Annotated in this window: 15 protein-coding genes; 8 read left to right on the forward strand and 7 right to left on the reverse strand. The window is 73.9% G+C overall.

Annotated features, from left to right (window positions below; all coding sequences use genetic code 11):
* Nucleotides 1-8 precede the first annotated feature (8 nt).
* The 7 genes from hemL (at nucleotide 9) to ABD993_RS30920 (ending at nucleotide 7,739) form a co-directional block, all read left to right on the forward strand.
* Complete coding sequence (gene hemL / locus ABD993_RS30890; protein ID WP_345426275.1) at nucleotides 9-1,307, forward strand: glutamate-1-semialdehyde 2,1-aminomutase; 1,299 nt, start codon at nucleotides 9-11, stop codon at nucleotides 1,305-1,307.
* Nucleotides 1,304-1,966, forward strand: a complete 663-nt coding sequence (locus ABD993_RS30895; protein ID WP_345426277.1) for a histidine phosphatase family protein — start codon at nucleotides 1,304-1,306, stop codon at nucleotides 1,964-1,966. The genes hemL and ABD993_RS30895 overlap by 4 nt, the downstream gene beginning before the upstream one ends.
* Complete coding sequence (locus tag ABD993_RS30900) at nucleotides 1,963-2,535, forward strand: TlpA family protein disulfide reductase (protein WP_345426279.1); 573 nt, start codon at nucleotides 1,963-1,965, stop codon at nucleotides 2,533-2,535. The genes ABD993_RS30895 and ABD993_RS30900 overlap by 4 nt, the downstream gene beginning before the upstream one ends.
* Before the next feature lie 51 nt (nucleotides 2,536-2,586).
* The gene (locus ABD993_RS30905; protein WP_345426281.1) at nucleotides 2,587-3,342 is read left to right on the forward strand and encodes a cytochrome c biogenesis CcdA family protein; all 756 of its coding nucleotides are present in this window, start codon (nucleotides 2,587-2,589) and stop codon (nucleotides 3,340-3,342) included.
* The gene (resB, locus tag ABD993_RS30910; protein WP_345426283.1) at nucleotides 3,339-4,931 is read left to right on the forward strand and encodes a cytochrome c biogenesis protein ResB; all 1,593 of its coding nucleotides are present in this window, start codon (nucleotides 3,339-3,341) and stop codon (nucleotides 4,929-4,931) included. The genes ABD993_RS30905 and resB overlap by 4 nt, the downstream gene beginning before the upstream one ends.
* Nucleotides 4,928-5,968, forward strand: coding sequence for a c-type cytochrome biogenesis protein CcsB (ccsB, locus tag ABD993_RS30915; protein ID WP_345426285.1), 1,041 nt, complete (start codon nucleotides 4,928-4,930; stop codon nucleotides 5,966-5,968). The genes resB and ccsB overlap by 4 nt, the downstream gene beginning before the upstream one ends.
* 76 nt (nucleotides 5,969-6,044) lie before the next feature.
* Entirely contained in the window at nucleotides 6,045-7,739 is a 1,695-nt protein-coding gene (locus ABD993_RS30920) for a MinD/ParA family ATP-binding protein (protein WP_345426287.1), read from the forward strand.
* On the opposite strand, the gene ABD993_RS30925 is transcribed toward ABD993_RS30920, so the two are convergent.
* Together ABD993_RS30925 and ABD993_RS30930 are read right to left on the reverse strand one after the other, a co-directional pair.
* Nucleotides 7,740-7,970 carry a hypothetical protein gene (locus tag ABD993_RS30925; protein ID WP_345426289.1) on the reverse strand — a complete coding sequence of 77 codons (231 nt, stop codon included), beginning with the start codon at nucleotides 7,968-7,970 and terminating at the stop codon, nucleotides 7,740-7,742.
* A gap of 106 nt (nucleotides 7,971-8,076) precedes the next feature.
* Nucleotides 8,077-8,298 carry a BldC family transcriptional regulator gene (locus ABD993_RS30930; protein ID WP_345426291.1) on the reverse strand — a complete coding sequence of 74 codons (222 nt, stop codon included), beginning with the start codon at nucleotides 8,296-8,298 and terminating at the stop codon, nucleotides 8,077-8,079.
* Nucleotides 8,299-8,602: 304 nt separating this feature from the next.
* Here ABD993_RS30930 and ABD993_RS30935 point away from each other — a divergent pair, with 304 nt between their 5' ends.
* A complete protein-coding gene (locus ABD993_RS30935) occupies nucleotides 8,603-8,995 on the forward strand; it encodes a DUF4229 domain-containing protein (RefSeq protein WP_345426293.1) in 393 nt (130 codons plus the stop codon).
* Here the strand turns inward: ABD993_RS30935 and ABD993_RS30940 are convergent.
* The 5 genes from ABD993_RS30940 to ABD993_RS30960 form a co-directional block, all read right to left on the reverse strand.
* On the reverse strand, nucleotides 8,951-9,832 hold the full coding sequence (locus ABD993_RS30940; protein WP_345426295.1) for a 1,4-dihydroxy-2-naphthoate polyprenyltransferase: 882 nt from the start codon (nucleotides 9,830-9,832) through the stop codon (nucleotides 8,951-8,953). The two genes, ABD993_RS30935 and ABD993_RS30940, sit on opposite strands and share 45 nt — an antisense overlap.
* Nucleotides 9,833-9,964: 132 nt before the next feature.
* The gene (locus tag ABD993_RS30945; protein ID WP_345426297.1) at nucleotides 9,965-11,347 is read right to left on the reverse strand and encodes a hypothetical protein; all 1,383 of its coding nucleotides are present in this window, start codon (nucleotides 11,345-11,347) and stop codon (nucleotides 9,965-9,967) included.
* A 135-nt stretch (nucleotides 11,348-11,482) separates the two neighbouring features.
* Entirely contained in the window at nucleotides 11,483-12,625 is a 1,143-nt protein-coding gene (gene menE / locus ABD993_RS30950; RefSeq protein ID WP_425569200.1) for an o-succinylbenzoate--CoA ligase, read from the reverse strand.
* Between the two features lie 25 nt (nucleotides 12,626-12,650).
* Complete coding sequence (locus tag ABD993_RS30955) at nucleotides 12,651-13,559, reverse strand: 1,4-dihydroxy-2-naphthoyl-CoA synthase (RefSeq protein ID WP_345426299.1); 909 nt, start codon at nucleotides 13,557-13,559, stop codon at nucleotides 12,651-12,653.
* Between the two features lie 11 nt (nucleotides 13,560-13,570).
* Nucleotides 13,571-13,873, reverse strand: a complete 303-nt coding sequence (locus tag ABD993_RS30960) for an ANTAR domain-containing protein (RefSeq protein ID WP_345426301.1) — start codon at nucleotides 13,871-13,873, stop codon at nucleotides 13,571-13,573.
* Between the last annotated feature and the right edge of the window lie 57 nt (nucleotides 13,874-13,930).

The raw sequence follows: 13,930 nt of genomic DNA on the forward strand, positions 1-13,930 counted from the left end.
CTGGAGGGGTGAGCACCACCCAGTCCGCCTCGCTCTTCGCCCGCGCCTGCCAGGTCATCCCGGGGGGCGTCAACTCGCCGGTCCGCGCGTTCAACTCCGTCGGTGGTACCCCGCGGTTCATGAGGTCGGCGCGGGGCGCCTGGCTGACGGACGCGGACGACAACCGCTACGTCGACCTGGTCTCCTCGTGGGGGCCGATGATCCTCGGGCACGCGCACCCGGCCGTCGTCGACGCGGTGCGGTCCGCCGCGACCCACGGCCTGTCCTTCGGCGCGCCCACCGAGGCCGAGATCCGGCTGGCCGAGGCGATCATCGACCGGGTCGCGCCGGTGGAGCAGGTCCGGCTGGTCAACTCCGGCACCGAGGCCACGATGAGCGCGATCCGGCTGGCCCGCGGGATCACCGGGCGCACGGTCGTCGTCAAGTTCGCGGGCTGTTACCACGGGCACGTGGACGCGCTGCTGGCCCAGGCGGGCTCGGGCGTCGCGACCCTCGGCCTGCCGACCAGCCCCGGGGTCACCGGCGCGCAGGCGCAGGACACCGTCGTGGTGCCGTACAACGACCTCGACGCCGTCCGCGCGGTCTTCGCCGAGCGGGGCTCCGAGATCGCCTGTGTGATCACCGAGGCCGCCGCCGGGAACATGGGTGCCGTCGCGCCGCGGCCCGGCTTCAACGCGGGCCTGCGTGAGATCACCCGCGAGTACGGCGCGCTGCTCGTCATGGACGAGGTCATGACCGGCTTCCGGGTCTCCGCCGCGGGCTGGTTCGGGCTGGACGGCGTGGCGGGAGACCTCTACACCTTCGGCAAGGTCATGTCCGGCGGGCTGCCCGCCGCGGCCTTCGGCGGCTCGGCCGAGCACATGGCCTACCTGGCCCCGGCGGGCCCGGTCTACCAGGCCGGGACGCTGTCCGGGAACCCCGTCGCGGTCGCCGCCGGGCTCACCACCCTGCAGCTCGCCGACCAGGCCGTCTACGACACGCTGGACGCCAACGCGGCCCGCCTGGTGGGCCTGTTCGGCGACGCGCTCTCGGGTGCCGGTGTCCCGCACCGCGTGCAGACGGCGGGGAGCATGTTCTCGGTCTTCTTCACCGAGTCCGAGGTCGTGGACTACGACACCGCCAAGGCAGCCCAGACCTGGCGCTTCCCCCCGTTCTTCCACGCGCTGCTCGACGCCGGGGTCTACGGCCCGCCGAGTGCCTTCGAGGCCTGGTTCGTCTCCACCGCGCTGGACGACGAGGCGTTCGCCGTGATCGAGAAGGCACTGCCGGACGCCGCCCGGGCCGCCGCCGCGGCGGTCGCGCCGTGAGCGGGGACCGGACCTCGCCCGAGGTCAGCGGCCCGAGGACGGTCGTCCACCTGCTGCGGCACGGCAAGGTGCACAACCCCGACGGCGTGCTCTACGGTCGCATCCCCGGCTACCGGCTGGCGGACGAGGGACGCGCGCAGGCCGAGACCGTCGCGAAGTACCTGGCCGAGGCGGACGTCACCGCCGTGGTCGCCTCCCCGCTGCAGCGCGCGCAGGAGACCGCCGCGCCCCTCGCGGAGACCCACGGGCTGGAGATCCTCACCGAGGACGGGCTGATCGAGTCCGGCAACCTGTTCGAGGGGGAGCGGTTCGGCGTCGGGGACGGCGCGCTGCGCAGGCCCGCGAACTGGAAGCTCATGCGGGACCCGTTCACCCCGTCCTGGGGCGAGCCGTACCTCAGGATCGCCCACCGGATGTTCGGCGCGGTGCACCGCGCCCGCGCGCTCGCCGAGGGCCACGAGGCCGTCTGCGTGTCCCACCAGCTGCCGATCTGGACCCTGCGCCGGTACCTGCTCGGGCAGCGGCTCTGGCACGACCCGCGGTCTCGCCAGTGCGCGCTCGCCTCGCTGACCAGCGTCGAGTTCACCGGCACCACGATGACCGGACTGCGCTACGCCGAGCCGGCGGGAGCCTCGGACCCGACCGCCACGGGCGCATGAGGCTCCTCGCACTGCTGCTCGGGGTCCTGGTACTGGCGGGCTGCTCCACCAGCAAGGACGCCGTGGCGACCGGCGGGCAGGAGTTCACGTTCGTCGCGCCCGGCGGGCAGACCACGATCCTCTACGACCCGCCGGAGTCCCGCGGCACCGCGCCCGACCTCGCAGGCGACTCGCTGCTGAACGACGGCGCGCAGGTCGGGCTCGCGGACTACACGGGGAAGGTCGTCGTGGTGAACCTGTGGGGCTCGTGGTGCGGCCCCTGTCGCGTCGAGGCCCCCGACCTCGAGTTCGTGGCCCGGCAGACCGCCGCCGACGGCGTCGCGGTGCTGGGGATCGACGTCCGGGACGACCGGGACGCGGCCCGGGACTTCGTCCGCGACCGGGGCCTGACCTACGACTCCATCTTCGACCCGGCCTCCCGCAGCCTGGCGGCCCTGGACGGGTATCCGCGCAACGTCGTCCCGAGCACCCTGGTCCTCGACCGGCAGCATCGGGTGGCGGCGGTCTACCTCACCCAGATCCGCCCCAGCGACCTGCTGCAGACGGTCCAGCGAGTGGCAGCCGAGTAGTTCTCCTACCGGGTGTAGAACTCGGCTTCCCCCTGCGTACCCTGGCGGGTGATGGATGCCTCGACCACTCTCGCGGTCAGCGGTCCGCTGCTCGTCGCAGCGGTGGTCGCCGTGCTCGCGGGAGCGGTCAGCTTCGCCTCGCCGTGCGTGGTCCCGCTCGTGCCCGGCTACCTCGCGTACCTCGCCGGGCTGGTGGGGGTCGACCGCTCCGAGGGCAGGCGGGAGGGCCGGTTCCGGGTCGCCGGGGCCGCCGGGCTGTTCGTCGCGGGGTTCACGGTGGTGTTCGGCGCGATCCTGGTCGGCGTCGTCTGGTTGGCGGACGTGCTGGTGCGCAACGAGCAGGTCCTCCAGCGGGTCGGCGGGATCGTCATGATCGTGATGGGGCTGGCGTTCGTCGGGCTCATCCCGGTGCTGCAGAACGAGCGCCGCGTCCACTGGGTCCCGAAGCTCGGCCTCTGGGGCGCCCCGCTGCTCGGCGCGGTGTTCGGGCTCGGGTGGGTCCCCTGCATCGGCCCCACGCTCGCGGGTGTCGTCGCGGTCGCCGCGGGCACCGGCGGGGGATCGCTGCGCGGGGTCGTGCTCACCCTCGCCTACTGCGCCGGGCTCGGGCTCCCCTTCGTGGTCATCGCGCTCGGCGCCTCGCGCGCCGTCACCGCGCTCGGCTGGCTGCGCCGCCACACCCGCGCCATCCAGATCGCAGGCGGGGTGCTGATGGTCGCCGTCGGCGCGCTGCTGGTCAGCGGGCTGTGGGGCAGCCTGCTCGCCCAGCTGCAGGTCTCGATCGCGGGGTTCACCCCGGCGCTATGACGACCACGATCCCCGCTCCCCCACAGGCCCCGTCGCCGAACCGTGCCTCGCGCCCGGGCGCCCTGCTGCGCAACGCCTGGCGCGGCCTCACCAGCATGCGCACCGCCCTGGTGCTGCTGTTCCTGCTGGCCCTGGCATCGCTGCCGGGCGCGCTGCTCCCGCAGCGCTCGCTGAACCAGCAGCTCGTCGACCAGTACCTCGCCGACTACCCGCGGCTCGCGCCGCTGCTGGACCGGGTCGGCGCGTTCGAGGTCTTCGGCACGCCCTGGTTCGCCGCGATCTACCTGCTGCTGATGATCTCGCTGGTCGGCTGTCTCGCGCCGCGGACCGTCGAGTACGCCCGGGCGATGCGGCAGCGCCCCGTCGTCACCCCGCGGAACCTGGCGCGGATGCCGCACCACGCCGTCGCCGTGGTCGACGGGGCCCCCGCCGAGGTCCTGGACCGGGTGGACGCGCGGCTCACGGGCTGGCGCCGCACCCGCACGGACGAGACCGTCTCCGCCGAGAAGGGCTACCTGCGCGAGACCGGCAACCTCGTGTTCCACGTGAGCATCGTGGGGCTGCTGATCGCCATGGCCGTCGGGAAGCTGTTCGGCTACGAGGGCCAGGTCATCGTGCTGGCGAACGGCAGCCAGTTCTGCAACACCTCGATCCTCGGCTACGACTCCTTCCGCCCCGGCCTGCGGGTGGACGGCACCGACCTCGCCCCCTTCTGCATCCGGGTGGACTCCTTCGCCGCGGACTACCTGGAGAACGGGCAGCCGAAGCAGTACCGCGCCCAGCTCGGCTACCAGACGGCGGACCAGGTGGCCTCCGGGGACGCCGCGACCTGGCAGGACTACGAGCTGTCGGTCAACCACCCGCTGCGGGTGGACGGCGAGCGGGTCTACCTGCTCAACCACGGCTACGCGCCGCGGTTCACCGTGACCTGGCCGGACGGGCAGCAGCGCACCGGTGAGATCCAGTGGCAGCCGGTGGACACCAGGACCTATCTCTCCCAGGGCGCCACCAAGTTCGAGCGGCCCGGCATCACCGACCCGGCGGAGCGCCAGCGCAGCTCGATCGCGGTCACCGGGCTGTTCGCCCCGACGAGCTCGGGCGGCCAGGTCGTCAGCTCCGTCTTCCCGGACCTGCTCGATCCCGAGGCGGCCGTGGACGTCATGCGCGGCGACCTGGGCCTGGACGACGGCCGCGGCCAGTCGATCTTCTCGATCGACCAGTCGAAGGTCGACTCCGGCGCGCTGGTCCGGGTCGCCAGGGAGAACATGGTCCCGGGCCAGACGATCAGCCTGGACGACGGCACGCAGATCCGGTTCGACGACGTCAGCCAGTGGGTGGCCCTGCAGGTCAGCCATGATCCCGGGCAGGAGGCGGTGCTGGTGTTCGCGCTGCTGATGCTGGGCGGGCTGGCGTTGTCGCTGTCGGTGAAGCGGCGCCGGTTCTGGGTGCGCGTCGCGCCCGACACGGATGGCCGCACCCGCGTGGAGCTGGGCGGACTCGCCCGGACCGACCGCGCGGGCTACGGCGAGGAGTTCGACCGCCTGCGGGCGGATCTGCTCGATGAACCCCCGAACGGTGGAGACCGATGACCGTCGACCCGATGCTGTCGTCCTACAGCGACCTGCTCTTCCAGGGCACGCTGGTGGTGTACCTGCTGGCCATGGCGTTCTACGCGGTGGAGTACGTGTCCGCGCGGGCCCCGGGCGCCGCCGAGGCCGAGCAGGTGGCCGAGCAGGTCGCCGAGCCCGCCGCCGTCGCCGCGTCGGGCGGGTCGGCCGGGACGGGCACCGCGGACCTCGGCGCGGTCAGCGCCGAGAACGCCGACGTCCCGCCGCCCGGCAACGCCGCCCGGGAGCCGAAGGCCCGGCGCTCGCGCGCCTCCACCTTCGGTCGGATGGCCGTCTCGCTCTCGGTGCTCGGCGTGCTGCTGCACGTCGGCTCGATCGCGCTGCGCGGCCTGGCGGCCGAGCGCTGGCCGCTGGGCAACATGTACGAGTACACCTCGGCCGTCTGCTTCGCGGCGATGGTCGCCTGGCTGGTCCTGCTGCAGCGGAGCGGCGGGAGGACCCGCGGGGTCCGCAGGCTCGGCGTGTTCGTGCTGGCCCCCGTCGTGACCCTGATGGTGCTCGCGGGCACCGTGCTCTACGCCCAGGCCGCACCCGTCGTGCCCGCGCTGCAGTCGTACTGGCTGGTCATCCACGTGACCACGGTCACGCTCGCGACGGGGCTGTTCATCGTCCCCGGCATCGCCAGCATCCTGTACCTGATGAAGCGCTCCGGGAGGCCCGCGGGCTTCGCGGCCAAGCTGCCCGCGCAGGAGACCCTCGACCGGCTCGCCTACCGCACCACGGTCGTCGCCTTCCCGATGTACACCTTCGCGGTCATCTGCGGCGCGATCTGGGCCGAGGCCGCCTGGGGCCGGTTCTGGGGCTGGGACCCCAAGGAGACCGTGGCGTTCATCGCCTGGGTGGTCTACGCGGCCTACCTGCACGCCCGGGCCACGGCGGGCTGGCGGCACGTCGGCGCGGCGTGGATCAACATCGTCGGGCTCGCGGTGGTCATCTTCAACCTGTTCTTCGTGAACATGGTCATCGCCGGGCTGCACTCGTACGCCGGTCTGGGGTAGGGATCCCTCAGGCGGACGGGGGAGACGACGGGCATCACCTCGACCGACGCGGTTCGCGCGACTACCGTCGGCGACCGTGAGCGAGACGAGGCCCGACGAGTACCCCGACGGTTCCGTGGGCCGCTACGTCCGGGAGCGGTGGGCGGCGAACGCCCGCGCGGCCGCCGAGGAGCGGCCCGAGCCGGACGCAGGCCAGGACGCGACCCCCCGCAGCGGTGCCGGGCAGAACGGGGTCGGGCAGAACGGGGCCGGCGTCGGCGCCCGGCGTGACGAGGCATGGGGCGTGCTCCCGGACGATGCCTCCTGGGGTTCGGACGTCCTGGAGATCGACGAGGTCGACGACACCGCGTGGACGGTGGAGCCGGACGGGCCGCTCCCGCCCGCGTCACAGGCCTACGCCCCACCCGTCCCGCCGCAGGAGGCTCCGCCCCAGGACGGCCCTCGGCAGGACCAGGGCTGGTTCCAGGCCCCGCCCCCGCCGTCCTCGACGCCGCCGCAGGTCCGTCCCCCGCAGCGGCCCGACCCCGCTGTGCAGGCGGCGACCCCTGCGACCGTCGCCCCGCAGCAGGCCCCGCCCCCGCATGAGGCCCCGCAGCCGCCTGCCGTCCGGCAGGCGCCCCCGCCCGCCCCGGACCAGGAGCGGCACACCCCGCCGCCGTCGGTCGGCTCGCAGGATCCGCCGACGCCGCCGTCGCAGTGGCGGGCGGCCGAGCCCGCGGACCCCCGGCGGAGCGGCGACCGCACCCCGCCCGGCGGCATGCCCCAGCGGCCCATCCGGGACGTCGGGCGCTGGACGGACCCCGGCGCCGTCGCCGCGCAGGAGGCGCAGCGCTCGCGCGCCGACTCGGACGTCGACGGCACCGACCTGTCCACCGCCCGGCTGCTCAAGCCCAGCCGCAGGCGCCCGCCGCGCACCGGCTGGCGCCGCTTCCTCTACCTGCTCACCGGGCGGCTCATCAATCCCGGCGAGAGCCCGCAGGACGTCCGGGAGCGCGAGCTCATCACCCGGGTCAACCAACCCCTGCTGGGCTGCCACAAGATCGCGACACTGAGCCTCAAGGGCGGCGTGGGCAAGACCACGATCACGGCCACCCTCGGCGCCACGTTCGCGTCGAAGCGGGGGGACCGGGTGGTCGCGGTGGACGCGAACCCGGACCGCGGCACGCTGAGCCAGAAGATCCCGCTGGAGACCAGCGCCACCGTGCGCCACCTGCTGCGAGACGCCCAGCGCGTCCGCCGCTACACGGACGTGCGCGCCTACACCTCGCAGGGCCCGTCCCGGCTCGAGGTGCTGGCCAGCGAGCAGGACCCGGCCGTCTCCGAGGCCTACTCCGAGGACGACTACCGGCGCACGGTCACCCTGCTCGAGCACTTCTACAACATCGTGCTCACCGACTGCGGGACCGGCCTCATGCACTCGGCGATGTACGGCGTGCTCGGCGTGGCCGACCAGCTCATCATCGTGTCGTCCGGCTCGATCGACGGGGCGCGCAGCGCGTCCGCGACGATGGACTGGCTCGAGGCCCACGAGCACGGCGACCTGGTGCGCAACGCCATCGCGGTGATCAACAACGTGCACCGGCAGGCGGGGGCGGTGGACCTGGACCGGGTGGCGCAGCACTTCGCGGGCCGCTGCCGCGCGGTCGTGCAGATCCCGTTCGACCCGCACCTCGAGGAGGGCGCGGAGGTCGACCTGGACCGGCTGTCGCAGCCGACCAGGATCGCCCTGCTGGAGCTCGCCGCCTCCGTGGCCGACGGGTTCCCGCGCTAGTCAGCGCTCGGCGGGGGGATCCTCGCCGTCTCGGCGCAGGCTCTCGTCCAGGCTGCGCAGGAAGTCCGGGTCGTCGTCCGGGCCGGTGGGGCGGGTCCGGCGCGCCGGACCCGAGGTGCGCGGGGCGCCCGTGCCGCGGGGGATCTCCGCACGGTCGCCGTTCATCGCCCGCCACAGCAGCAGCGCGATGACGGCTGCGCCTGCGAATGCGACGACGTACAACAGCACCACCACCACCTCCTGACGACGAGCGTACTGGAGGTGGGGACGATGTCTCCGTGAAGCGACACGGACGGGTTCGCGACTCGCGTCGCGAACCCGCCCGTGGTCGTCCCGATCAGCGGTGGTGAGTGCTCACGGTCGCCTCACTGGTGAGGTCCGCGAGCATGCCGCGCACCTCGGACTCCCGGAAGCGGCGGTGGCCTCCAGGGGTCCGGATCGAGCCGATCCGGCCGGCCGAGGCCCAACGGGTCACGGTCTTCGGATCGACGCGGAACAGGGTCGCCACCTCACCGGGGGTGAGCAGACGCTCGTTCGAGTTCTGGGTCGGAGCAGACATCCAGTGCCTCCGCACGTGAGACGCATCGTCGATTACCGGGCCATCGTGACACCGAGGACCCCGGGTACTCGAACGGTTGGGCGGAGGTAAAGGGCTCTTAAAGGGCAAAGCGGACGTTCGGGATGATCCCGGTCAGCAGTCTGAGAACCGCCTGAGCGCGGCCTGAGTGGCGTCCGAGCTGCGGATTCGCGGTCGCGCGGCGCACCCGGAGAATGCCTCGCCCGCGGTGCGGCGGGCGTGTGGTCGGGCCTCCGCTCCCGCGGACGGTCGAGGCCGGGCGACGAGTGGTCGGTACCCTCTGGGCATGAGTGCAGGCACAGACACCCGCCGCGAACCCGGGCTCGCCGCGACGATCGCGCTGTACACGGTCGCCCGGCTCGCGCTCGTCGCCCTCATCGCGGCGCTGCTGGCCCTGGCGGGCGTCCCGGTGCTGCTGGCCGTCCTGATCGGGCTGATCGTGGCTCTGCCGCTGTCGATGGTGCTGTTCCGCGGCCTGCGGGCCCGCCTGGACCGCGCGCTGGCGGTCACGGGGGAGCGGCGCGGTGCCCAGCGCGAGGCCCTGCGCGCGGGCCTGCGGGGCGAGGCGCCCGCGGCCTCCGGCGCCCGCGGGTCCGCCGCTGAGCCCGCTGAGCCCGCTGCCGCGTCGGTCGACTCAGACCGCGAGGCCCAGCCCGAGCCCGATCGCCGTCAGGACTGACCAGGCCAGCAGCAGGATCCCGGTCTGCTGCAGGACCCGGATCAACGCCCGCCCGTCCGCCCCGCCGAGCACCGACCGCGCGGGCTTGATCGCGAGCGGCGCGGCCAGCAGGCCCGCGAGCACGGGCGGGCTCAGCACGCCCATCCCGATCGTCAGCACGAAGGGCAGCAGGACCAGCGCGGCATGGAGGCGGCGGGTGTCCCGGTCGCCGAGTGCCACGGCGAGCGTGCGCTTGCCGACCACCTCATCGCCCGCGATGTCCCGCAGGTTGTTCGCGACGAGCACCGCGCAGCACAGCAGGCCCACCCCGACCGCCCCCACGATCGCCAGCGGCCCCACGGTCCCGGCCTGGGTGTAGGTCGTGCCGAGCGTGCCGACCAGGCCGAAGAACACGAATACCGCGATCTCGCCGAGGCCCGCGTACCCGTAGGGCCGCTTGCCGCCGGTGTAGAACCACGCCCCCGCGATGCACACCGCGCCGACCGCGATCATCCACCAGGTCCGGGCGAGCGACACCAGCGTGAGCCCGGCCAGCGCGGCGACCGCGAAGCAGACGAAGGCCGCGGTCCGCACCGCGACCGGGCTCGCCACCTCGGCCCCGACCAGGCGCATCGGCCCGACGCGCTCGTCGTCCGTCCCGCGGATCCCGTCCGAGTAGTCGTTGGCGAAGTTGACGCCGATCACCAGCGCCACCGCCACCACCAGCGCGAGCACGGCCCGCCCGACGGACACCGTCCCGGACCCGATCGCCGCTCCGGTCCCGACGAGCACCGGAGACACGGCGGTGGGCAGCGTCCGCGGCCGCGCCCCCTCCACCCACTGCGCGAGAGATGCCACGGGAAGAACCTATCTCCGCCCGCCCACCGCCGACGCGGGAGCCACCGGCCGCCGTGATCACCGGACCCTGACGCGGCTTCCGGTGTGATCGATGCTGCCCGCGGGCCTGGTGATCAGCACGGGCCGGGGTCATCAGGGCCCGACGCGGCTCAGCCTGGGGTCCGCCGGGTCCGCCGGGTCCGCGGGGTCCGTGGGGTCCGCGGGGTCTGCGGGGTCCGCAGGGTCTTCGACGGTCGCGGCGCCGGCCCGCACCGCCGCCGCGGCCCCGATCTCGGCGCTGGTGGGCGCCTGCGCGGCCCCGGTGCCGCCGCCCGCATCGCAGGTCGGGAGGTCCTTCGCTCCCGGCAGCACCGCGGCGGCGAGGAACTGCTTCTCCCCGATGCGCGCCCACGAGCCCGTCACGCACTCCACCGGGACGTCCGCGCTGTTCGCGGCCACCCCCACCACCTCGGCGCCGTCCTCCGGGGCGGAGAGCACCCGGGCGATCCCCTCGGCCGACTCGGTGGCCACCGTCGAGAGCCGGACCGTGCCCGTCCAGAGGTAGTCCACCTGGACCTGCGAGTTGTCCTTCAGGCCCAGTGCGTCCCAGAACACACCGTCGCCGAGGTCGATGCCCGCCGGGTTGACGAGCTTGCGGCCGAACTGGTCGTTGCCGCCGTGGTAGCCGTCCCGGAAGGCGGCCTGCGCCTGGGGGACGCCTCGGGGCAGGTCCTTCCACTCCTGGCGCTGGTCGCCGGGGTTCCAGTAGTCGTCGCGGGTGTTCCAGGGCCCGACATCCCACACCGGGGCGAACGCGCACCGCCCGTTCGGTGCGCAGACCCGCACCGAGTAGTCGCTGGTGTCCCGCGGGGAGAGCGCCCGCCGAGACGGCAGCGCGACGAAGTGGTCCCGCTCGGTGATCACGTGCCCGTTGGCCGTGGTGCCGCCGACCAGGCCCTCCCGGGTCGCGAAGACGTTCGCGGTGAACGGGACGGTCTCGGTGAGGCCGCCCTCGGGCCCGCCGGTGGACGGCCGGGCGCGCAGTCGCGCACCCCGCACCGTCGGGACCGCGCCCGACTCGGAGCCGGTGAGCACCAGCCTGCCCTGCACCTCGTCCGTGGCGACCGGCAGCGACACCGCGCCGTCCGACGCCGGGACCCACTCGGTCCAGCCGCCGTGCGCGGTGCGCCCCCGCACGTCCATCGAGGCGCTCGTCCCCGGCGGCACGTCGGCGTCGAGGACCGACGAGACCTGCGAGGTCGGCGTGTCCAGCTCGCGGGGAGCGAGGGTCAGCAGCCCGGTCGGGACGACGCCGGTCGGGTCGGCCGCGCCCTCCGTGAGCCCGGTGTCGTCCGCGGGCGCGTCGAACGCCGTGGCCGGGTCCAGGCGGACGGCTCCCCCCGCGCTCGTGACGCCCGCCGCCTCGCCCGAGGCGAGATCCGCGGTCCACGACGTGCCGGGTTCGGCGGCGCCCGCGGGGGAGACCCCGACCACCGTCAGCGCTGCCGCCGCGGCCGCGGTCGCGATCCACCTCATCCGCATTCCGTGCTCCGTCCCGTGGGGTCCTTGTGACGGCAGGTGAAGATGTGCCGCATGGGACAAGAGCACAACGGATGAACGCGTCGCGGTCAATCCACGGAGAGTGACCGACCCGGAACGTGTCACGATCGGTCACCGGATCGGTGCGTCCGCCACCCGTCCGAGTAGTGCGGCGACGGCCGCGCGGTCCGGCTTCCCCACCCCGCGCAACGGAAGCTCGGCCACGAGCTGCATCCGACGGGGGACGGCTGCCCTGCCCTCCGCGGCCCGGACGGCCGCACGGAGCCCCTCGAGGTCCGGTCCGGCCCCCGTCGGGACGATCGCGACGGCCACCGCCTGCCCCCATTCGGGGTCCGGCACGCCGACGACGCACGCCGCCGCGACGCCGGGCTGCGCCGCCAACACCCGCTCGACGGCCGCGGGTGCCACCTTCTCGCCCCCGGTGACGATCATGTCGTCCGCGCGGCCGAGGACCACGAGCCGGTCGCCGACCCACTGCCCGAGGTCGCCGGTGACGAACCGCCCCTCCACGAACGACTCGGCCGTCAGCACGGGATCGCCGAGGTAGCCGCCGGCCAGCACGGGGCCTGCCAGCGACAACCGGCCGTCCTCGGCCACGTGCGCCTCCACCCCGCCGAGCGGCACGCCGTCGTACACGCAGCCGCCGCACGTCTCGCTCATGCCGTACGTGGCGACCACGCGGACCCCGGCCGCCTCGGCGCGCTCACGCAGTGCCGGGGCCAGCGCCGCGCCGCCGACCAACACGGCGTCGTAGCCCGCCAGGGCGTACAGCGCCGCGGACCCGGCGTCCAGGATCCGGCCGAGCTGGGTGGGGACCAGGCTGGTGTAGCGACGGGTGCCGTGCGGCAGCCGCCCGGTGGCCCGGGCGAACCCGTCCGGCCGGAACCCGTCGCGGACCTCCTGCAGTACCGGGGGTGCCCCCGCCAGCAGGGCGCGCAGCACGACCTGCACCCCGGCCACGTGGTCGACGGGCAGCGCGAGCACCCAGCGGGCCTGCCCGCCGAGCCGCTCCTCCGTGGCCCGCGCCGACGCGGTGAGCGCCGCCGCGGAGAGCATCACGTGCTTGGGTCGCCCCGTCGACCCCGATGTCGAGATGACGACGGCGACCTCGTCCGGCACCTCGGCGGCGGGCGCCGCGGCGGCGCCGGGCACGACCGCGGGCCCGGTCCCGTCGAGCGCGGAGGTGAGGGCGAGGACGAGGTCGTCGAGCGACTCGGGGGAGCCGTCGAGGGGCAGCGCGTGCAGCGGACGCATGCCCGAACGATACGGCCAGGGGGTATCAGTAGTGCCAGGGGTAGGGGGACCAGTCGGGGTCGCGTTTCTGCAGGAAGCTGTCCCTGCCCTCGACGGCTTCGTCGGTCATGTAGGCCAGGCGGGTGGCCTCGCCTGCGAAGAGTTGTTGGCCGACGAGTCCGTCGTCGGTGAGGTTGAAGGCGTACTTGAGCATCCGTTGGGCCTGGGGGGACTTGCCGAGGATCTCCCGGCCCCATCGCAGGGCTTCGGCCTCCAGCGTGGTGTGGGGGTAGACCGCGTTGACCGCGCCCATGGCGTGCATCTGCTCGGCGGTGTAGGTGCGGCCGAGGAAGAAGATCTCGCGGGCGAACTTCTGTCCGACCTGTTTGGCGAGGTAGGCGGAGCCGTAGCCGCCGTCGAAGGAGCCGACGTCGGCGTCGGTCTGTTTGAACCTGGCGTGTTCGGCGGAGGCGAGGGTGAGGTCGGCGACGGCGTGCAGGGAGTGTCCGCCGCCCGCGGCCCAGCCGTTGACCACGGCGATGACGGGTTTGGGCATGAACCGGATCAGGCGTTGGCATTCGAGGATGTGCAGGCGTCCGGCGCGGCCGGCGTCGACGGTGTCGGCGGTGTCGCCGGTGGCGTACTGGTAGCCGGTGCGGCCGCGGATGCGTTGGTCGCCGCCGGAGCAGAACGCCCAGCCGCCGTCCTTGGGGGAGGGTCCGTTGCCGGTGAGCAGGACGCAGCCGACGTCGGCGGTGGTGCGGGCGTGTTCGAGGGCGGTGTGGAGCTCGTCGACGGTGTGGGGGCGGAAGGCGTTGCGGACCTCGGGGCGGTCGAACGCGATCCGCACCACCCCGCAGTCACGCGCCCGGTGGTAGGTGATGTCGGAGAAGGCGAACCCCGGCACCTCCGCCCACGCCGCAGGATCGAACGTCTCGGAGACAGGAGTGCTCACGGGCTCAGAACCTATCTCCCACCCGCCCGGCGCAGCTCGGCGTCGAAGGCCTCGGCGAGGTCCGGGGGCAGCGCCCGGTCGCCGGGCAGCGCGCGCACCAGCTCGCTCGCGATGTCGCGCAGCTTGCGGTTGCTGGCCTGCGACACGGCGATGAGCACCCGGAAGGCCTGGTCCTCGTCGCAGCGGTGGACGAGCATCAGCATGCCCTTGGCCTGCTCGATGACGGGCCTGCTGCGCAGGGCACTCTCCAGCTGCGTCACGCGTTCGAGCAGGGAGGCCTCGTCCGGGCGTGACGGATCGAGGTCATCTGGCATGTCCACCTGTCCAGCGGGTCTCGGGTTTCAAGAACCGCGGGCCACGCTGCTGGACCT

It is taken from the genome of Pseudonocardia xishanensis (assembly GCF_039541715.1).
GTDB classification, from domain to species: domain Bacteria; phylum Actinomycetota; class Actinomycetes; order Mycobacteriales; family Pseudonocardiaceae; genus Pseudonocardia; species Pseudonocardia xishanensis.